The sequence below is a fragment of the Acinetobacter sp. R933-2 genome (assembly GCF_030325485.1).
Taxonomy (GTDB): domain Bacteria; phylum Pseudomonadota; class Gammaproteobacteria; order Pseudomonadales; family Moraxellaceae; genus Acinetobacter; species Acinetobacter sichuanensis.
In genome coordinates, this window is record NZ_JACAIJ010000003.1 from 236,040 (window position 1) to 256,303 (window position 20,264).

The 20,264-nt window shown below is 37.6% G+C and carries 23 protein-coding genes, 1 pseudogene and 1 riboswitch; of the genes and pseudogenes, 14 read left to right on the forward strand and 10 right to left on the reverse strand.

Annotation, left to right across the window (positions count from 1 at the left end; genetic code table 11):
- Positions 1–13: 13 nt before the first annotated feature.
- Positions 14–901: a penicillin-binding protein activator gene (locus HX005_RS05230; RefSeq protein WP_286376540.1), complete on the reverse strand. Its 888-nt coding sequence runs from the start codon at positions 899–901 to the stop codon at positions 14–16.
- 73 nt (positions 902–974) lie between these two features.
- Between HX005_RS05230 and rsmI the strand changes: the two genes are divergently transcribed.
- Positions 975–1,817, forward strand: coding sequence for a 16S rRNA (cytidine(1402)-2'-O)-methyltransferase (gene rsmI, locus HX005_RS05235; RefSeq protein ID WP_286376541.1), 843 nt, complete (start codon positions 975–977; stop codon positions 1,815–1,817).
- Between the two features lie 298 nt (positions 1,818–2,115).
- A complete protein-coding gene (locus HX005_RS05240; protein ID WP_107006448.1) occupies positions 2,116–2,565 on the forward strand; it encodes a universal stress protein in 450 nt (149 codons plus the stop codon).
- A gap of 71 nt (positions 2,566–2,636) precedes the next feature.
- Here the strand turns inward: HX005_RS05240 and HX005_RS05245 are convergent, their stop codons facing one another.
- A complete protein-coding gene (locus tag HX005_RS05245; RefSeq protein ID WP_107006651.1) occupies positions 2,637–3,473 on the reverse strand; it encodes an SDR family NAD(P)-dependent oxidoreductase in 837 nt (278 codons plus the stop codon).
- 193 nt (positions 3,474–3,666) lie between these two features.
- Positions 3,667–3,824, forward strand: a riboswitch (FMN riboswitch).
- A gap of 107 nt (positions 3,825–3,931) precedes the next feature.
- Here HX005_RS05245 and ribB point away from each other — a divergent pair.
- The gene (gene ribB / locus HX005_RS05250; RefSeq protein WP_286376542.1) at positions 3,932–4,591 is read left to right on the forward strand and encodes a 3,4-dihydroxy-2-butanone-4-phosphate synthase; all 660 of its coding nucleotides are present in this window, start codon (positions 3,932–3,934) and stop codon (positions 4,589–4,591) included.
- An 86-nt stretch (positions 4,592–4,677) separates the two neighbouring features.
- On the opposite strand, the gene HX005_RS05255 is transcribed toward ribB, so the two are convergent.
- Positions 4,678–5,208, reverse strand: coding sequence for an HPP family protein (locus tag HX005_RS05255; protein WP_286376543.1), 531 nt, complete (start codon positions 5,206–5,208; stop codon positions 4,678–4,680).
- A 98-nt stretch (positions 5,209–5,306) separates the two neighbouring features.
- Here HX005_RS05255 and HX005_RS05260 point away from each other — a divergent pair, with 98 nt between their 5' ends.
- On the forward strand, positions 5,307–5,867 hold the full coding sequence (locus HX005_RS05260) for a TetR/AcrR family transcriptional regulator (protein ID WP_286376544.1): 561 nt from the start codon (positions 5,307–5,309) through the stop codon (positions 5,865–5,867).
- On the opposite strand, the gene HX005_RS05265 is transcribed toward HX005_RS05260, so the two are convergent.
- Positions 5,849–6,457 carry a LysE family translocator gene (locus tag HX005_RS05265; protein WP_286376545.1) on the reverse strand — a complete coding sequence of 203 codons (609 nt, stop codon included), beginning with the start codon at positions 6,455–6,457 and terminating at the stop codon, positions 5,849–5,851. The genes HX005_RS05260 and HX005_RS05265 overlap by 19 nt on opposite strands.
- Before the next feature lie 34 nt (positions 6,458–6,491).
- Positions 6,492–7,004 (reverse strand): DUF1289 domain-containing protein, encoded by a 513-nt coding sequence (locus HX005_RS05270; RefSeq protein WP_107006649.1) that lies wholly within the window; start codon positions 7,002–7,004, stop codon positions 6,492–6,494.
- Positions 7,005–7,119: 115 nt separating this feature from the next.
- Between HX005_RS05270 and trhO the strand changes: the two genes are divergently transcribed.
- The 3 genes from trhO to HX005_RS05285 all read left to right on the forward strand — a co-directional run bounded on the left by trhO (position 7,120) and on the right by HX005_RS05285 (position 9,257).
- On the forward strand, positions 7,120–8,052 hold the full coding sequence (trhO, locus tag HX005_RS05275; protein WP_286376546.1) for an oxygen-dependent tRNA uridine(34) hydroxylase TrhO: 933 nt from the start codon (positions 7,120–7,122) through the stop codon (positions 8,050–8,052).
- Positions 8,053–8,266: 214 nt separating this feature from the next.
- On the forward strand, positions 8,267–8,548 hold the full coding sequence (locus HX005_RS05280) for an FUSC family protein (protein ID WP_286376547.1): 282 nt from the start codon (positions 8,267–8,269) through the stop codon (positions 8,546–8,548).
- Positions 8,549–8,648: 100 nt separating this feature from the next.
- Positions 8,649–9,257 carry a DedA family protein gene (locus HX005_RS05285; RefSeq protein WP_286376548.1) on the forward strand — a complete coding sequence of 203 codons (609 nt, stop codon included), beginning with the start codon at positions 8,649–8,651 and terminating at the stop codon, positions 9,255–9,257.
- Between the two features lie 57 nt (positions 9,258–9,314).
- On the opposite strand, the gene HX005_RS05290 is transcribed toward HX005_RS05285, so the two are convergent.
- Together HX005_RS05290 and HX005_RS05295 are read right to left on the reverse strand one after the other, a co-directional pair.
- On the reverse strand, positions 9,315–9,839 hold the full coding sequence (locus HX005_RS05290; protein WP_286376549.1) for a YecA/YgfB family protein: 525 nt from the start codon (positions 9,837–9,839) through the stop codon (positions 9,315–9,317).
- Between the two features lie 67 nt (positions 9,840–9,906).
- Positions 9,907–10,116 carry a PA3496 family putative envelope integrity protein gene (locus HX005_RS05295; RefSeq protein WP_065994931.1) on the reverse strand — a complete coding sequence of 70 codons (210 nt, stop codon included), beginning with the start codon at positions 10,114–10,116 and terminating at the stop codon, positions 9,907–9,909.
- A 378-nt stretch (positions 10,117–10,494) separates the two neighbouring features.
- Here HX005_RS05295 and rpoD point away from each other — a divergent pair.
- From rpoD to HX005_RS05325, 6 genes and pseudogenes are all read left to right on the forward strand, one after another.
- Positions 10,495–12,387 (forward strand): annotated as a pseudogene (gene rpoD, locus HX005_RS05300) (RNA polymerase sigma factor RpoD); the annotation flags it as partial.
- Between the two features lie 115 nt (positions 12,388–12,502).
- On the forward strand, positions 12,503–12,790 hold the full coding sequence (locus HX005_RS05305) for a YbeD family protein (protein ID WP_107006439.1): 288 nt from the start codon (positions 12,503–12,505) through the stop codon (positions 12,788–12,790).
- Between the two features lie 158 nt (positions 12,791–12,948).
- The gene (gene lipB / locus HX005_RS05310; RefSeq protein ID WP_286376550.1) at positions 12,949–13,617 is read left to right on the forward strand and encodes a lipoyl(octanoyl) transferase LipB; all 669 of its coding nucleotides are present in this window, start codon (positions 12,949–12,951) and stop codon (positions 13,615–13,617) included.
- A gap of 80 nt (positions 13,618–13,697) precedes the next feature.
- A complete protein-coding gene (locus tag HX005_RS05315; RefSeq protein ID WP_107006437.1) occupies positions 13,698–14,231 on the forward strand; it encodes a hypothetical protein in 534 nt (177 codons plus the stop codon).
- A 3-nt stretch (positions 14,232–14,234) separates the two neighbouring features.
- Positions 14,235–15,419 carry an iron-containing alcohol dehydrogenase gene (locus HX005_RS05320; protein ID WP_107006436.1) on the forward strand — a complete coding sequence of 395 codons (1,185 nt, stop codon included), beginning with the start codon at positions 14,235–14,237 and terminating at the stop codon, positions 15,417–15,419.
- Between the two features lie 267 nt (positions 15,420–15,686).
- Positions 15,687–17,072 (forward strand): APC family permease, encoded by a 1,386-nt coding sequence (locus tag HX005_RS05325; protein WP_286376551.1) that lies wholly within the window; start codon positions 15,687–15,689, stop codon positions 17,070–17,072.
- Positions 17,073–17,142: 70 nt separating this feature from the next.
- Here HX005_RS05325 and HX005_RS05330 read toward each other — a convergent pair whose 3' ends face one another.
- On the reverse strand, positions 17,143–17,697 hold the full coding sequence (locus HX005_RS05330; RefSeq protein WP_502872720.1) for a flavodoxin family protein: 555 nt from the start codon (positions 17,695–17,697) through the stop codon (positions 17,143–17,145).
- A gap of 119 nt (positions 17,698–17,816) precedes the next feature.
- Between HX005_RS05330 and HX005_RS05335 the strand changes: the two genes are divergently transcribed.
- Positions 17,817–18,221, forward strand: coding sequence for a winged helix-turn-helix transcriptional regulator (locus HX005_RS05335; RefSeq protein WP_286376552.1), 405 nt, complete (start codon positions 17,817–17,819; stop codon positions 18,219–18,221).
- Between the two features lie 91 nt (positions 18,222–18,312).
- Here the strand turns inward: HX005_RS05335 and HX005_RS05340 are convergent, their stop codons facing one another.
- The gene (locus HX005_RS05340) at positions 18,313–18,792 is read right to left on the reverse strand and encodes a tRNA (cytidine(34)-2'-O)-methyltransferase (RefSeq protein ID WP_286376553.1); all 480 of its coding nucleotides are present in this window, start codon (positions 18,790–18,792) and stop codon (positions 18,313–18,315) included.
- An 89-nt stretch (positions 18,793–18,881) separates the two neighbouring features.
- Entirely contained in the window at positions 18,882–20,255 is a 1,374-nt protein-coding gene (cysG, locus tag HX005_RS05345) for a siroheme synthase CysG (RefSeq protein ID WP_286376554.1), read from the reverse strand.
- Positions 20,256–20,264 lie beyond the last annotated feature (9 nt).

Here is a 20,264-nt window from a genome sequence, read left to right on the forward strand (position 1 = left end):
GTTTACGTGATGGTTAGGCGATTGCTAAGCCTTTGCCTGTACTCACAAAACACATTGGCTCGCGATCAATGCGATTATTTTCAAGATGAATTTTACCTGTACGCCCTTTAAAGTCTAAATTTTTCATTTGTGGCTGTGTAATATAACTCTGAGTAATTTGCCATGCATCTCCACCAAAAGCATATAAACGTTGATATGCCATAGTGGTTGGACTTTGTTGATACGCTTTTAAAACGTCACTCCATTCAGAAATATACAATGAAGGCACATCGCAGAACTTCATTCCTTTAGGCAAAGGCTGACTGTCCTCAACGGCTACAGCTTGCATATATAAGTTTTTTACAGGTAATTTTTTTAATTGACTGATCCATGCATAATTCCCTAATAACAGTAAACCTTCACTTTTGACCATCTTTACGGGTACGCTATTCACAATTTGGATTTGCCCTTGGAATTGTTCAAACAATGCATTGAAAAATGCTTTACTGTCTTGAATATTTTCAGGTTGTTGTAAAATATATAATTTATTCACTCCATCACTTTCTATGGTATCAATTAATGCTGCTGCATCATCATTTTTAGATAAACTAAATTGCACAACATTCGGATGTTTTAAAGTCACTTCATTTAATGCCAATACAGGTATTTTTGGCGAAAATTTAATAACCTCTTCAACATCAGTGCGCCCTAAAGGTCCGATAATCATTTGGGTTTGTTTATTGATATTTTGCTTCAGCACAGCGCTGATTGATTTTTGGTCTGTATTTACAAATTTTAGAACAGTTTTCGACCCCGTTGCTTGATATGCAGTCGATATTCCAAGTTTAATGCTGTTACTTGCTCGCGCCAGAGGTCCTGTTTCAGGTAAAATAACCAATACTTCCGCTTGAGCAGTGATCATTATGCTCAAAAGCCCAAGACCACATAGCGTCTGTCTATAATTCAATTTTTTATTTTTAATCATGGAGAACCTTATGAGTGCTCAGTTATTTGTTGTAGCCACTCCAATTGGGCACTTAGATGACATGACCTATCGTGCAATTGAAGTTTTAAAGTCCGTTGCTGTAGTTGCCGCAGAAGATACACGACAATCTGCACAATTACTTAAACATTATAATATCTCAACTCCTTTGACTGCATGTCATGATCATAATGAAAGTAACAAAATTAATATACTGATCGAACGCTTAAAAAATGGAGAAGATATTGCTTTAGTGAGTGATGCAGGAACACCATTGATTAGCGATCCTGGTTTTAAATTAGTACGTGCAGCTCAAGAAAATAATATTCGTGTGATTCCTGTACCGGGTGCTTGTGCAGCGATTGCAGCTTTAAGTGCTGTTGGCTTACCCAGTGATCGCTTTAGTTTTGAAGGCTTTTTACCATCTAAACAATCACAACGCTTATTACAGTTAGAAAAACTTAAACATGAAACACAAACTTTAATTATCTATGAAGCGCCACATCGAATTTTAGATTGTGTTAAGGATATGGTCGACGTATTTGGTGCTGGACGTCCAGTTGGTTTTGCACGTGAAATTACTAAAACTTTTGAAACAATTAAAAAAATGACTTTAGCAGAATTACTGCATTTTATTGAAAGTGATCATCATCAACAAAAAGGTGAAATTGTTTTAGTGATTGGTGGAGCGCCACAAGAACATGATGTTAAGCAAGAGAAATTAGATCAGTTATTGATCCGTTTGCTTGAAGACTTATCTGTGAAAGCAGCCTCTCAGTTGGTTGCCGATTTAACTGGTGTTAAGAAAAAAGTGGCTTATCAACGTGCTTTAGAACTCACCCAAAAAGATGAGTGATTTTAAGCCAGATTTAAGACCTATTTCACATGATTTAATAAAGAATAAGTGAGACTAAATTGTAGTATTGCAGCAAATTTGATATCACAATCACAGCTTCAATATTACAATTTTAATTCCGAGTAAAATAGTATAAATTATATTTAAATACATAAGCTTAATACCAATAAAAAACACCAAAATTAATATTTTGATCTCATGCTAAAGTCGACATTTTCAAAGTAAATATTTTGCGCTATGATGAAATTATAGACAGTAATAATGTATATATTTTTGCAATAACTATAAGGAGAATTTTATGTCTTTTAAAAATATTTTAGTTCCTGTTGACGGTTCAGATACGTCTTTGGCTGTCATTCCTACTGTGGTTGAAATGGCAAAAAAATTTGATGCCAATGTAACCGTAGTTCAAGTCATGACTATAGATCCTTATATTGCCTCTGAATACATTGCTCATGGTCAAAGCAATCAACTTATTGAACGGGCAAAAAATTATATTTTAGATAATTTAGAAACAGCTAAAGCTAAATTTAAAGCGCAAGATTTAGACGTTCAAGTCAAGCTTTTAGAAGGTGAAAATATTGCCAAAGCCATTGCTAAAGCTAGCGATGAACTCAATACCGATCTGGTTATTTTATGCTCACACGGTCGTAGTGGCTTTAAAAAACTTTTAATTGGTAGTGTGGCACAAAGCTTAATTACAACGCTCAAAGCACCTGTTTTAATCGTGAAACAAGATGACGTATAGTTGATAAAAACTTTCACTAAACATTTGAAGCTCAGATGTTTAGTGATTCATCCATACAAAAAAAATTGAACTTATTTTAAATCATTCAATGCTGTACCTTGAATCGGGTTACGCTTCCAATAATAAGGCTGAAAAAATCTGAGTAATAAACGCCACGGTGTCATCCAAACAATACGTACATTGGTTCTTTTATTTTGAATTATTTTCTCTGCTAAATAACCACATACTTGATGTGGTGGATCAATGATAAACATAAATAACCATTTCATTTTACGCCAGTTTTCCACATCACCATCCTGCCAAGATGAAACTAATAAATCTGTAGCGACCATTCCGGGGCTTAAAGTACCTACTCGAATCGTGGTCTTTTTGGTTTCTTTATATAATGCTTGACTAAAATAAGCGACTGCACGTTTACTGGTGGCATAGGGTGTCATACCTGCACTCCACTCACCTCGACTTCCCCAACCTTCCATATTAAAAATTTGCCCAAACCCTTGCACTAACATTCCTTTTAGTGCCACTTGTGCGCCTAACATACATCCCAATACATTCGTTTCAATCACATTTGTGATCTCTTGAGGGTTTAATGCGGCAAAAGATTTTGCGCTATTACTGGTACCCGCATTATTAATCCAAACATCAACACGACCAAAGTGAGAAAGTGCTTCTTGCCAAAGCTTTTCTAAATCTTCAATTTTCGTCACTTCACAACATACAATATGAACTTTAGCTTCACCAAATTGCTGTTGTAGCTGCTTTTGAACTTGCTGTAAATTTTGTAGATCACGTGCAGAAATCACGACCGACCAGCCCAATGTCAAAAATGCTTGACTTAATCCCAAACCAATCCCACGCGAGCCTCCTGTAATCACAACACATGATGGCTTTTTATTTTGCATGTTCATCATTACCTTTGCTGCTAGTAAAATCTTATGACTCAAAATACATTCAAGATTTTTATTTCAATGCTCTATTCATAGCATGCTGAGTTTATAAATAAAATCAAAATAATTTTCTCTGGTGCTTACACATAAGACAAACGCAGCGTTCTATAGAAAAACTCTGAACTTTGACGAAAAATAGCTTATAATCAAAAAACATCGCTTCAGGGCGGGGTGTAATTCCCCACCGGTGGTAATTAAATACACATTTCTTTGTGATTTATTCAGCCCACGAGCCTATAATTTCTTTGATTTTATAAGCAGATTTGGTAAAAGCCAAAGCCGACGGTATAGTCCGGATGAAAGAAGACGACGTCACAGCTCAATAATTTTCAATCTATACATTGGAAATTGCTTTGTAACGCCACTATTTCACATGTCCTGAAATGTTCAACCGTATTTCTACTTACGAGAGCGTTTCAATGTCTAGCTTAATACAACCCGAAATTTTCTTTTCAGCCCTTCCTCCTGCTGAACAACGCATCCAACAAGCTTTAGAAGATATGCGTCAAGGCAAACCTGTCTTGGTCATGGACGATTTTGATCGTGAAAATGAAGCTGATTTAATTGTTGCTGCAGAAACATTAAATATTGAAACTATGGCACGTATGATTCGTGATGGTTCAGGCATTGTTTGCTTAACCTTAACCTCAGAACTTGCTGACCATTTAGCATTACCACCCATGGTTCAAGATAATTCAAGTCAATTTAAAACAGCATTTACGATTACCATTGAAGCTGCCGAAGGTGTCACAACAGGTGTTTCAGCGAAAGACCGTGTAACCACCATTCATGCAGCAATCAAAGATGGTGCTGTAGCAAGTGACTTAAATCGTCCAGGGCATGTATTTCCTTTACGTGGTCGTGATGGTGGCGTACTCACACGCCGTGGTCATACCGAAGGTTCTATTGATTTAGCACGTATGGCAGGACTAAAACCTGCGGGTGTCTTATGTGAAGTGACCAACCCTGATGGTACGATGGCTTCAGGTATTCAAGTTTTAGCATATGCGCAAACCCACCATTTAACTTTAATCACCATTGAAGAAATTGTGCAATATCGTTTAGCACATGGTGTCTAATGGAACTTCATTTTTGATGACTTATCTCTGATATTTTCATTGCTAAAAAATGCCTAATATTTACTTAAATTAGGCATTTTTTTTGATTACTTTTTTGTTTCCCACAATGCCAAGCCATAAATCGGCCATTTTTTTGTGACCTTGATATTATTCACCAACAACGCAACAAGTACCAAGGCAACCGCTCCACACAAGACAGGGAAAATCAGAAAATCCCAATCATAATATACAGTATGCGCAGTCAATAAAATCACCAATGGATTTGCCCCTGCTGGAGGATGGACACAGCGACAATATTGCATTAAAGCGATTGCAACACCTACACTACAAGCAATAGTCCAAATATTGATTGGAAAAAATTTTAAGCAAACTAACCCAACCAAAGCAGAAATAAAATGCCCAAAAATAATATTTCTTGGTTGCGCTAATGGCGATTGGGCAACGGTATACAATAAAACACAGCTCGCTCCAAAAGGTGCCATAATCCACATATGATGTGACCACTGCCCAAGCAATAATAAAATTAGAATACTCAAAGCCCCACCAATAAATCCTCTAAATAGTTCCAAACCATTTGGTATAGCTGCCAATAATTCTTTGCCACCGAATAAGTTCATTGTGCTCACCCTGCCTTGTTTTTTAGCATCAATCATACTAAAATAAAAAAATAGTACAGATCTGTACTTATATCAAGTGTTATTGATGAGAATGAACAATGTCCAAATCAGCACAAAAAATTTTAAATGTCGCAGAACAACTTTTTAATGAGCATAGTTTTGTTGCCGTGGGTGTGGATCTCATTCGAGATGAATCAGGTTGCTCAAAAACCACGCTCTACACGTATTTTAAAAATAAGCAACAATTGGTGTGTTCTGTTCTACAACAGCGTGATTTACGTTTTCGAGAGAGCTTAACGACTTTTGTCGCTGAACATCGTGGTTTAGAAGCACTAGAAAAAATTTTTGTTTGGCATCAAAACTGGTTTCAAACAGACCATTTTAAAGGTTGTTTATTTGTACGTGCTGTTGGCGAATCTTCTCAGCAAGATTTGGAACTTATTGAAATAGCTAAACAACATAAACTTTGGTTAAGACATTTTATTTTTGAAAATATTCAAGATTTAAAATTTTCACATCAAATCACAGAAATGAGTTTTAACTTACTTGAAGGCTTAATCAGTCGTTTTTTAGTGGAAATGTATGATGAAAAAGTTTTTTTAGACACCCAAAGCTCTTTATATTTTTGGGTTAAAACACTTCAGCTTACAACAGAGTAAATGCCATAAATTGCCACTAAAACTAAAATTGCACCACACAATGCTAAAATTTTTGTATATATTTTCGACTTTGCTAAAACATTAAAACCAAGATAAACAACTGACAATGTTACAAAATCTAGCACAATCCAAGTGAGTGTGAGTAAAATCAAACTGTGATCTAAATCATCACGAACATGCGTAAATTGTGGGAAAAAAGATGCAAAGAAAATAATATCTTTAGGATTTGAAATTCCCACTAAAAAACCTTGTTTAAAACCACCTTGTATAGAAGATGAAACTTCATCATTTGTGCTTGGTTTTAAAACCGCCTCTCTAATAATTTGAATCCCTAAATACGCAATATAAAGACATCCTAAAATTTTAATAATATCAAACCAATGATTTGCGATATTAACAAAACCTTTTAAAATCAGGACTGAAATAGCAATTAAAACCAAGGAAGCTAAATTTGTACCGAAAATAGTTTGTAATGCCTTTTTATAGCCCCCTTGCAAACCTGCACTTGCCACCAATAACATCACAGGTCCGGGTGTTGCAATCATGACAATCACCGCAACACAATATAAAAAATAGGCTGAAAAATCCAAAACAAACCCAGTCGATACTTAATCAGGCAGTATTTTACAATGAAATTGGGATATGAAGATTTTCTTTTTCTTCCACAATTTTAAGTAAATTATGATGAATTCCATCGGCACGTAGCCAAGCCAAATCATAACTTGCTGTTGCTAATGCTAAAACGCGGCGTTCAAACTCATCCCACAAAGGTTTAACTTGCTTTGCATGTATTCCTAAGCCACTCTCACCTGCCAACGCACGATTTTTCTCACAAATTTTTAACGCATAATATAATTTACGCCCTTTAGACGCATTTTCTAAGAGACGTACTCGTTTGCCTAAAATGAAACCTTCAACATGTTTAAGTTGAGCAAATGGCAACATAGGCACTAAAATTTGATCTAATTGTGCATCTAAACGCTTCCATACTGCCAAATGCTGTTCTGCGGTATAAGTATTCCATTGGATCACTTCATGATTAAAACGACGGCAGCCACGACAAACCGAATCACCAAAAACCGTTGAACAACGCCCAACACATGGAGTTAATGATGGAATTCGACCTTTATTACTCAAAACATTCTCCTTATTTAAAACCATATTTTTGCTATGGCTTTCTCGCAAATTTTTAAAATTCAGGCTAGAATACGCACCTAAATTTTTTCATATCTTAATACATTTGGAGTATTCCATGAACGCTACTGTAGAACAGCTTGCACCTGTAGAACAGCAAGCGACCACTGGTTGGGTTGTTGCAGCACTTTATCAATTCAAAGAAGTTCAAGATCCTGCTGATCTTCAGCAACGTCTTTTAGATTTGGTAAAAACCATCAACTTATGCGGTACTCTAATTGTTGCAGATGAAGGAATCAACGGCACTGTTGCAGGTGACCGTCAAGCAATTGATGCCATTCATCAATTTCTTTTAGATGAAGGTTTCAACACGATGGAATATAAAGAATCACAAAGTGATGATAAACCATTCCGTAAAATGAAAATCAAGCTAAAAAAAGAAATTGTCACTTTAGGCGTTGAAGTTAAACCACGTGATTTGGTGGGTCACTATCTTGATCCTAAAGAATGGAATGAACTCATTGCACGTGATGATGTGATCTTAATTGATACTCGCAATGACTATGAATATAAAGCAGGTACATTCAAAGGCGCAATTGATCCAAAAACTGAAACTTTCCGTGAATTTCCTGACTATGTTAAAAAAGAGTTAGAACAACACAAAGATAAAAAAATTGCCATGTTCTGTACAGGTGGTATTCGTTGTGAAAAATCAACATCATTACTTTTACAGGAAGGTTTCAACGAGGTTTATCACCTTAAAGGCGGTATTTTAAAATATCTTGAAGAAACACCTGCTGAAGAAAGCATGTGGGAAGGTGAATGCTTCGTTTTTGATGGACGTACTGCGGTCACTCATGGCGTTGAAGAAGGTGTTAACATTAAGTGTCATGCTTGCGGCTGGCCTTTAAGCCCTGAAGAAGTTGCACTACCAAGCTACGAACATGGCGTATCTTGTGTATATTGCATAGACAAAACTTCTGAAAAGCAAAAAGAAGGTTTCCGCATGCGCCAATCACAAATTGTTGCCGCAAAACGTAAACGTCTTTAATCATTTTTAAATTGTAAATAACCGCATATTTTATGCGGTTTTTTTACACAAAAATGACACTAGTTATGAAATCTGTCACCTTTTCATACAGGTTTTAAAAATTTATACGTAACAGTTTACAGTTTCTCTTGCTAATCTCCAAAATAAGAAATAGAGTGTTTTTTAACACCTTCACTTTAAGGAATAATCATTATTTATTAAGGAGATCAATCAAATGGAAAGGACTGCTTATTTAAAACCCAACACAGTAAATTACAAATATACCAACACCAACACACTGACTGAAATTGAGCGTGTTAAGGCAAAACTCAACCAAGAATCACATTTATTTATTGTCTGTTTTGGTATGTTAATTGGTACAATATTCTCACTGTTTATTGGCTATCATCTCAATACAACCTTTATCAATATATTTTTGCTGATGGCTTTACCTATCGCCCTGACATACTGGTTGCGAAAAGTGTATATCCATACACTGATTCATTATCAAGAATAATTTTTCAAATGAAACGAAGACTGACGTTACGTAGTATCACTTTACCTTAACTTCAGCAATTTATAATATAAATCTTTATTCGCTAATTGATAGATAAACAATGACAGAATGGATCATTTCCATATTGGAACAATTGGGCTACTTTGGCATTGCTCTATTAATGTTTCTAGATAATGTATTTCCGCCTATTCCTTCAGAAGTCATTATGCCTTCTGCAGGATTGGCTGCATCTCAAGGGCAGCTTATTTTAACAGGTGTGATTATTGCAGGAAGTACAGGCTCAATTTTAGCAGCGGCATTACTCTATTGGATCGGTCGAAAAATACCACAACAGACTTTACTTCACTGGGTTGAACAATATGGAAAATATCTTTTTATTCAAGTAAAAGATGTCAAAAAATCATTAAACTGGTTTGAAAAATATGGGCATCGGATTGTATTTTTCGGTCGTATGATTCCTGCTGTACGTTCTTTAATTAGTATTCCTGCGGGTATGAGTGGCATGCCTTTTTGGAAATTTATCCTATATAGCAGCTTAGGTACAATGATTTGGACGACTTTTTTAGCGTGTATTGGTTTTTATTTTGGTGAAAATCAGGCTTTAATGCAGCAAATTTTTAGTCGTGTAAGTTATATTATTATCGCGATTGTTATTATTCTGCTGATTTATTTTTTATATCGAAGAAAAAACAAAAAAAATCATCAATAATAAAATTATTTTATTAAAAAAAGCACCTAAAAAGGTGCTTTCTTCCGAAGTTTAAACTTATTGATCTGAATGGAACATCAAATAAATTTCATTTAAATTATCAGGAATTTCTTCTGCAATTTCATCCATCAACTGACCATTACGGCGGAAAGATTCCATTTGCGGATCTTCATCATCGACACCGCTAAAGACCATCATTGGTAAAGTTAAGTCAACGACTTGCTCTTCATACTCTGGGCTAAACCAAGCTTCCTCATTCAGGAACATTGCATCAACAAAGCCCACAGACCAATCGCCTAGACTAGACTCAACATCCGCCTCTTCAATTTCAAAAGGAAATTCCACACCTTCTTCATTGGCTAACTTTTGACGAATATCACCTAACCATAATTTAATTTGCGCAATGATTTCTTTCGGTGCTTTAGCTTGATTTCCTTCAAAAAGCTCGTCTAACCAACGATCAAATTGAGGACCAACAGCAATGGCACATAAAAAACCATGAGTCGCTGCGAAATCTAGACCATACTCGTTTTGGTCGCCATCTAGATAGTCACTTAACAGGTCTAAATCTAAAGCACTCATCTTGTTTCCAATTAATTTTAATTACGGTAAAAGCATAGCATTTTAGATGACTATGCCCAAGCTGTTTTTATGCTTCATCATCTTCAAAATCGTCATCATCATCGAAATCATAATCAAAATCTTTTAATTCGCGATCTAAACGACGTTGAGCAAGTAAGTCATCGATTAAACGACGTTTTTCTAATGATTCTTTGGCGCTAATTTTGTTTGATGACTCATCAAAACTAACATCATCATCACCGTAGTTATCATCTAGTTCAAAATCTGTCGAAGACACTAAAACTACCTCATAATGAAAAAATGTGAATGGGTCTAGCCGCTATTTATCGCTCTTCTTTAACCTTGTCAAGTTTTATTTGTTTATTTTTAATTTTAATTTGAATTTGGGGGCTTTTTTTGTACCAAATTTTGTGGCATGGTATAATCCACCCTACGTCCTTCTATTTAACATTCAAATTTAAATAGAAATGTACGAAGGGTTGAGCTTGAAAACAACAAATTCATCCCCATTTAATTATTTCACCAAAATCCGATTTTTAAGATTTTATCAGCGCAATTTTTTCTGATGAAATACACACGCTATGCACAGATAAAGCGCATAGTGATGTGATGATGCACGGTTTTTGACTGCCACAGATTCAACGAGAAGAGAGTAAAGATGAGCGATATGCATTCCCCTACTTCGCAAGTAGCGGCTCTGATTAGCCGAGGCAAAGAACAAGGTTACTTAACCTATGCTGAGGTTAACGATCATCTCCCAGAATCAATCACCGAAAGCGAACAGATTGAAGACATTATTCAAATGCTTCAAGACGTGGGTATTCCTGTACATGAGCGTGCACCAGAAACTGATGACACCATGTTTGAGGGGAATAGTGAAGCTGCTGATGAAGTTGCAGAAGAAGAAGCTGCTGCGGTACTTGCCTCTGTAGAAAATGAACCTGGTCGTACCACAGACCCTGTCCGTATGTATATGCGTGAAATGGGAACTGTTGAACTTTTGACACGTGAAGGCGAAATTAGTATTGCTAAACGTATCGAAGAAGGGATTCGTGACGTTTTACATTCAATTGCTTACTGGCCAAATGCGGTAGAAGTTGTTTTACAAGAATATAAAGATTATGAAAATGGCGAACGCCGTCTTGCTGACATCTTATCAGGCTATCTTGACCCTGAAACTGATGAAGAAATTCCTGAAGTTTTAGAAGATGAAGCCGATTTAGATGAAGAAGAAGAAGAGTCATCAAGTAAACCAACAAAAGATGTAAAGTTGGATGATGATGATGAAGAGGAAGAAGCTGAAGGCGAAGATGACTCTGAAGGCGAATCTGGTCCTGACCCTGAAATTGCTAAAATTCGTTTTACAGAGCTTGAAAATGCGTGGAATGAAGCAAAAGCAACACTAGCAAAATCAGGTCGTAACAGTGCTGACAGTAAAGCTGCGATGGAAGCGCTTGCTACTGTATTCATGATGTTTAAATTTACACCACGTTTATTTGACATTATTTCAGAAATGATTCGTGGCACACATGAACAAATCCGTACCTCTGAACGTGAAGTCATGCGTTATGCTGTACGCCGTGGTCGTATGGATCGCACACAATTCCGTACTTCTTTCCCAGGACAAGAATCAAACCCTGCTTGGTTAGATGAACAAATTGCAAAAGCATCTCCAGACCAAAAAGTTTATCTTGAAAAAGTTCGCCCAGATGTATTGGCATTCCAACAAAAGATTGCTGATATTGAAAAAGAATTAGATTTAGATGTAAAAGGCATCAAAGATATTTCTAAACGTATGGCAATTGGCGAAGCCAAAGCACGCCGTGCTAAAAAAGAAATGGTTGAAGCAAACTTACGTCTTGTAATTTCAATTGCGAAAAAATACACCAACCGTGGCTTACAGTTCCTTGATTTAATTCAGGAAGGTAACATCGGCTTGATGAAAGCTGTAGATAAATTTGAATATCGTCGTGGTTATAAGTTCTCAACTTATGCAACTTGGTGGATTCGTCAGGCGATTACACGTTCGATTGCTGACCAAGCACGTACTATTCGTATTCCTGTTCATATGATTGAAACGATTAACAAGATCAATCGTGTATCTCGTCAATTGTTACAAGAAATGGGACGTGAACCAACACCTGAGGAATTAGGTGAGCGTCTAGAAATGGACGAAGTTAAAGTTCGTAAAGTGCTCAAAATTGCTAAAGAACCGATTTCAATGGAAACACCGATTGGTGATGATGAAGATTCGCATTTAGGTGACTTCATTGAAGATGGCAATATCACCTCTCCTGTTGATGCTGCAACTTCAGAAGGCTTAAAAGAAGCAACGCGTGAAGTACTTGAAAACTTGACTGAACGTGAAGCTAAAGTATTGAAAATGCGCTTTGGTATTGATATGCCAACCGACCATACTTTAGAAGAAGTTGGTAAACAATTTGATGTAACACGTGAACGTATTCGTCAGATTGAAGCAAAAGCATTACGTAAATTACGTCATCCTTCTCGTTCAGAACACTTGCGTTCATTCTTAGAAAATGACTAAGTTTTTTGTTGCTTCGATGGAGACTTGAAAATTTATCGTTCATCTCCATTAAGTAACTAAGAGCAACACAACGCCTGCACTTTTGCAGGCGTTGTTGATAAATTAGAGGTGAAACATGTTAGACCGCACACCATCTCGTGAATTACGCGAAGATCTTTGGGTATTTCCGATGGATTATCCAATTAAACTGATTGGTAATGCTGGAGAAGAATTACGTGGTGCTGTAGTCGAAATTTTGGTAAAACATTTTCCAGAGTTTGATGAAGCAACACTAAAAGTTCAACCTTCTCGTACTGGCAAATACCACTCTATTACTGCGCAGTTACGTTTTAATGAGCTTGAGCAAGTGCATGCTTTATATGCAGATCTTGCCGCTTGTGAACATATTCGTACCGCACTTTAATTAAAAAAACACGTCTCTTGGCGTGTTTTTTTATAGATCAAATTTTATTTTTCAATATCACAAAATCAAAATCATTTTTACGCTCATTAATATTTCATCAGAACATTTCTATCTAACAAAATCACGTTATACTCTTGTCATAGCCAACTAAAAAGGACATGTCTACCGTGACTGATGTTGCTTCAAAACCACAACTCATCATCCGCCAGTACACTGATTTAACGCCCTATTCAGATCGTTTTCAGGAAATGAAAACATATACAGAACAACGTGATGAAAACTCTCTTGATCAATTGTGGATACTGCAACATCCTGATGTACTCACTCAAGGACAAGCTGGAAAGCCTGAACATATTTTGATTCCAAGCCATATACCTGTAGTACAATCAGATCGTGGTGGGCAAGTCACTTGGCATGGACCTGGACAAATGGTGATTTATTTTATGTTTGACTTAAATCGCTTAAAGTGGAATGTACGCACCTTAGTCAGCTACGCAGAAAACCTGATGATTGATCTACTCAAAAAATATGGTGTACAGGCTTATGCAAAACCCGATGCACCAGGTGTCTATGTCGATGAACGTAAAATTGGCTCTTTAGGTTTCAAAATCCGTAAAGGACGTAGCTATCACGGTTTGGCGCTTAATATTGACTGTAACCTTGATGGTTTTCATACCATTAACCCGTGTGGCTATGCAGGCTTAGAGATGGTTCGCATTTGTGATCTTGTTGAAAATTATCCAAATTTCAATCAACTAGCACAAGATGTTACACTTTACCTCAGGGAAAGTGGCTTTTTTAATGACGTTAAAGTCATTTCGCACTAAAGGGGCTTTCTTTTTCAATAAAAACAAATTAGAGTAATTACTCTAAATTATAAATATGAACTCAATGAAGGAATAAGCGAGTGATTTCTAGTAAATCTGTAAAACCCGCTTTAGAACAAGCTTATGTCAAACTCATGATGGATGTGATTGGCAGAGGCTTGGTCATGGCGAGCCAAGTTGATGATGAAATTAAACATGAGGTTTCTGCACTTCCTGTTGGTTTCACTTTATCAATGAAAGTATTTCCAAATGGCGCTTCATTTATTGCTAAAGTCAATGAACAGCATCAACTCGAGTTACTCAAATCTCTAGATCATAAACCTGATCTTGCGATTATTTTTAAGCATCAATATCATGCCTTTTTGGTGTTTTCTTTCCAAGAAAGTACAGCACAAGCTTTTGCCAATGACCGTATGATTGCAGATGGTGATGTTTCTTATGCTATTCGCTTAGTACGTTGCTTAAATAAAATGGAAGCATTGATTTTACCAAAATTGGTTGCTGAATTGGCAGTCAAACAATATCCAACCGAATTAAGCTTAAAAGAAAAATTAACAGGCGCAGCAAATATTTACCTTAAAGTTGCCCAATCATATTTAAAAGGGAGTGCATAACACATGGCTAAAGCATATTACGAATTTTTCTGTCCTGTAAAAGTGATCGCTGGTCATGCTGCACTGGAACATATTCCTTTTGAACTCATATCATTAGGTGCTAAACGCCCAATGATCATCACCGATAAAGGCGTGCGTGCCAACAATCTACTGGCACCGATTGAAGCTGCTTTTGAGTCAACTGAGATTGAAATCGGATTAATTTTTGATGATGTACCACCAGATTCAAGTCTGGAAACTGTACGTGCTGTTGCACAGGCTTATCGTGCAAATCACTGCGATGCGATCATTGCCGTTGGTGGTGGCTCAGTTATTGACACAGCTAAAGCATCTAATATTTTGGTGACTGAAGGTGGTGATGATCTCACGCAATATTCAGGTGCACATAATTTACCGCGTCCACTTAAACCATTTTTCGTGATTCCAACAACATCAGGTACAGGTTCTGAAGTGACTTTGGCTGCGGTGATTTCAGACACGCAAAAAAATGTAAAACTTGCTTTCGCCTCAAATTATTTGATGCCAAATGCGGCTATTCTTGACCCACGTATGACATTGACTTTGCCACCGCATTTAACCGCGATGACCGCCATGGATGCAATGACCCATGCGATTGAAGCTTATACCTGTATTGCAGCAAATCCTATTTCCGATGCTTATGCTACCGCAGCGATTAAAAAAATCAGCACAAACTTATTCCAAGTTTTAGATGATCCAAATAATGCTGATGCTCGTTTAGAACTTGCACAAGCTTCAACCATGGCAGGAATTGCATTTTCCAACTCGATGGTGGGTATAGTTCATTCACTTGGGCATGCTTTAGGTGCTGTAGCGCATCTGCCACATGGTTTATGCATGAACTTATTCTTACCATACGTTCTAAATTACAACAAAGATGTCAATGGCGATAAAATCGCGGACTTATTATTGCCACTTGCAGGTGCAGACATTTATGCACAGACGCCTGCAAATCAACGCGCTGAAAAAGCAATTGCTTTCCTCAATACCATGCGTGATCGTATTTATAGCTTGACTAAATTACCACGCACCTTGAGTGAAACAGGTAAAGTTACTCAAGCACAGTTTGATGAGATTGCAGACAAAGCACTCAATGATGGTTCTATCATTTTTAACCCAAAAGAAGCCACTTTCAAAGACTTAAAATCCATCTTAGAAAAAGCTTGGTAATTGTTTAAAAATAAGCCAATATGGTTTCATGAATAGCCTGATACTTTTTGCAAGTGTCGGGCTTTTATCATGCATAAATCCAAGTCACTTATTTTTTGATCAAGATGGCTTATTTTTTGCTAAAAAAACTAACAAAGTTACTGACAAGTGCTGCTGATATAGAGTAGATTGGCGCACTTTTGTTTTATTCGTAGGGGGGATCGTTCGTCTCAAACGATCCTTAGATAGATGACTGATCCTTGATCAAAGATTAAGAGGATAACGCCGTTGACAAATATCTCTGGGACTCAACCGGCAGCTAAACTGCAAAAAAACCTTGTGCTTTGGCACATTATCATTATTGGTTTGGCCTACATTCAACCTATGACTGTATTTGATACTTTTGGTCTGGTATCTCAAGATAGTCAAGGTCACGTTCCGACCTCCTATATATTTGCGTTAATTGCGATCTTATTTACGTCTGTAAGTTATGGTCATATGATTAAACGCTATCCTTCCGCAGGATCTGCATATACCTATGCACAAAAATCCATTCATCCCAATGTCGGCTTTATGGTCGGTTGGTCGTCATGGTTAGACTATATATTATCGCCTTTGGTCAATATTATTCTTGCTGATATTTACCTCAGAGCGCTGTTCCCAGAAGTCAACAACTGGATCTGGATTGTCGGTTTGACCATTCTGATGACGGTGGTCAACTTATTTGGCGCACGTTTTGTTGCACGACTGAACAGTACTATTGTGTTTATTCAGGTTGGTGTGATCTTATTCTTTACCTATAAAGTCTATGTATTATTGACTCAAGGTATGAACGCCGATGGCAGTCTGGATGGTGCAAAATATCAATTATGGAGCATGGCCCCGTTCTGGAATGAAATGACGTCTGTTGGTGCGCTGATCACAGGTGCAACGATTTTATGTTTCTCGTTCACAGGCTTTGATGCTTTATCATCACTTGCTGAAGAAACCAAAGATACTGAAAAAACCTTGCCTAAAGCGATTTTCTTAACCGCTTTAATCGCAGGTGTCATTTTCATTATCAGCACCTATTTCATGCAGATTTACTTCCCGAGTGATCCGGCTCAATATTTCAAAAAGATTGATGAAACTCAACCTGAAATATTATTGGCAATCGGGGGAATTACCTTCCAGACCGTGATCTTGTATTTTGCAATCGTGACTGTTATGGCTTCTGGTATTTCTGCACATGCAGGTGTCTCACGCTTGATGTATGTGATGGGTCGTGATGGCGTGATCAACAAGAAAATCTTTGGTCATATCAGTCCAAAACTGTTTACCCCGACTTACAATATTTTAATTGTAGGTGTGGTTGCCTTGACTGCCGGTTTCCTTGATTTTGAACACATTGCTAACTTAATCAGTTTCGGTGCTTTGACTGCATTCAGTTTTGTGAACTTCTCTGTGATTTCACGTTATGCATTGCGTGATGGTCGTACCAAAAATATCAAAGATATTTTAAGTTATATCGTGATTCCACTGCTCGGTTTTGCCAGTGTGTTTATGATGTGGCTTGAGATTGATCAAACTGCACTTAAAATTGGTCTGATTTGGGCTGCGATTGGTGTCGGTTATCTGGCGTATAAAACACGTGGTTTCCGCTATCCTGCACCACAACATAATGAACATGAATAATTTACATTGATTGTTCATTCATGACAAAAGGCGCTTTATGCGCCTTTTGTTTTATCTGTTGATCAGCTGATTAAGCAACAAATTTATCGGTAATTTCCTGAACACGTTTGGCAAAACTTTTTGCTGTATCCAAATCACCCGATGGAATTTCATCGACACTTGCGTCCGCAGGCGACTGTACCAATAAACCTACAGAACCACCCAGATTGTTAATATCCTGACGAGTTGCTGCTTTGGTATTTGCAGGTGCCAGACCTAAGCTCACCCAGATTCCACCATGTTGAGATGCCAAAGTTTGTAAATAAATCAACGTCACTTGCTTATCACCATTAAAGCTTGCGCTGTTGGTAAACCCTGCAAATACTTTGTTTGTCCAGCCACGAGTAAACCAGATTTTCGATGTTGCATCTGCAAATTTTTTGAACTGCCAAGGCACACCGCCCATATAGGTTGGAGCACCAAAGACAATCGCATCAGCGGCATTTAAAGTATCCCAATCTTGCTCCTGAATATTACCTTCCTGATCAATTGCAACCAGTTGAGCATTAATTTCATTGGCAAAAGTTTCAGCAATCACTTTGGTATGACCATAGCCAGAATAATACACCACAGCAACTTTAGACATTTTTATTTCCATCATCATTGAACATACCTTGTATAATATATTTTTGATACTAGCTGTCAATTAGTTACCTAAAAGTAACTATTATGATATGCTGCAAAAAAGCATTTTGGTTACTAAATATGAACAATCGCCCTAACTTCAATATTTATCATCCTAACTGCCCTTCACGCTTATTTTTTGAAAATATGGCGGATAAATGGATCTTGTTTATTTTAGACACCCTGCATCATCAACCTGAACATTTCAATGGTTTAAAAAAGAAAATCTTAGGCATTTCCCCAAAAGTCTTATCACATAAATTAAAAATATTAGAACGTGATGGTTTTATTCTTCGTGAAATTTTGGACACTCGCCCTATTCGGGTTCAATATAGCTTGAGTGCATTGGGTTTTGAATTTTCCAAAACAGCGTTATCATTTAAACATTGGGCAGAAGCCAATATGCAGCATGTCCTTTCAGCCCAACAGCATTTTGATCAACAACAATTGATGGAAAATACTCAAGAGCAATTGATGGCTGACTAAACAATCTTGCCAGCAACCGAATTATCACAACCCAAATAAAAAAACCCATCTTGAGGATGGGTTTAAATCTAAAAACTGAAGACTTTTTAGACTATTTCAATTCCTGAAAACCTTGCTGACGCCAAGCTTCGTACAAAATCACCGCCGTGGCATTGGATAAGTTCAAACTACGCGAATTTGGCGCCATTGGTAAACGGATCCAATGCTGTTCAGGAAACATCAAACGGACATGTTCAGGTAAACCACGGGTTTCAGGACCCATCAACAACGCCACAGGACGGTTTAAATCTGAGGTATGCGGTGTTTCAAAACCTTTGGTGGTTAATGGATAAATCGCATCACGTTCAATGCCTTGCTCAGCCAGATGTGCCAGACATTGTTCAAAATTTTCCCAGACTTTCATGTGTGCCCATTCGTGATAATCCAATCCCGCACGGCGTAATTTTTTATCATCCAGCTCAAAACCCAAAGGTTTGACCAAATGTAATTGCGCGCCTGTATTAGCACATAAACGAATGATATTTCCTGTATTTGCAGGAATTTCGGGCTCAAATAAAACAACATGTATCACAAATTTTCTCAACTTCTCATAATCCCTCCTGACCTCCCTTTGTCAAAGGAAGGAACTCCCCTCTTTTTAAAGAGGGGTTGGGGGAGATTCTATTGCCATTTTAACTGTTCACGTAAACTCACCACTTCACCAATAATGGTTAAAGTCGGTGCTTGAATCTGATGTTCTTCCACTTTAGAAGCAATATCAGCCAAAGTCCCGATCACGACTTTTTGCTCAGGGGTAGTCCCTTTGGAAATTAAAGCCACAGGCATGTCAGGACGCTGACCATGCATGATTAATTTTTCACAAATTTGCTCCAAGCCCACCAAACCCATATACAAAACTAAGGTTTGATGCTCATAAACCAACTCACTCCAAGGCAACTCAGGTGAGCCTTCTTTCAGATGTCCTGTCAGAAAACGTACACTTTGGGCATAATCACGATGGGTGAGTGGAATGCCTGCATAAGCCGAACAGCCTGATGCTGCGGTGATTCCCGGCACAACCTGAAAGGTAATGCCCGCTTCGAACAATTCCTGAATTTCTTCACCACCACGCCCAAAGATGAAAGGATCACCACCCTTTAAACGACAAACACGTTTGCCTTCGGCTGCATACTTCACCAATAAAGCATTAATCCCATCTTGAGGAACGGAATGATTTGAACGTGCTTTACCCACATAGATTTTTTCTGCATCACGGCGACACAGTTCCATAATGGCAGGTGAAACCAAGCGATCATAAATCACTACATCCGCTTGTTGCATTAAACGCAGTGCTTTTAAAGTCAGTAATTCAGGATCACCCGGTCCTGCCCCTACTAAATAAACTTCACCTTTTGGCTTTTGCCATTCGTTTAATGCTTGCTCAATTAAGCGATCCGCCTCATTCAGATTGTCATTGAATACTTGTTCTTTCAGAGGACTTGCGTATAAATCTTCCCAAAAAATACGGCGCTCATCAGGATTACTGATTTTTTCCTTTACAATCTTGCGCCATTTTCCTGAAAAATCAGCGAGTTTTCCCATGCCATGTGGAATGGATGCTTCCAATTGTGTACGAATCTGACGAGATAATACAGGTGAAGCGCCATTGGTCGCAATCGACACCACCAAGGGTGAACGATCAATCATCGCAGGCACCATAAAACGGCAATGCGGTGGATCATCCACACTATTCACCAATACATTTAACACTTCACACGCTTCAAACACGGCTTGATTGACTGCTTTGTCATTGGTTGCTGCAATCACCAACCTAAAATTGCTTAGGCTAATTTGTGCATTAAACTTTTCAGCATGATATTGCCCCTGAGTTGAATGCACGATTTGCAATAAATCCTGCTCAATTTCAGGTGCAAGCACATGAATGATTGCCCCAGATTTTGCCAAAAGCACTGCTTTTCGATAGGCAATATGACCACCACCCACCAACAAACAGGGCTGTTGCTGTAATTTTAATGAAATTGGGAAAATATCCACACTACGCAC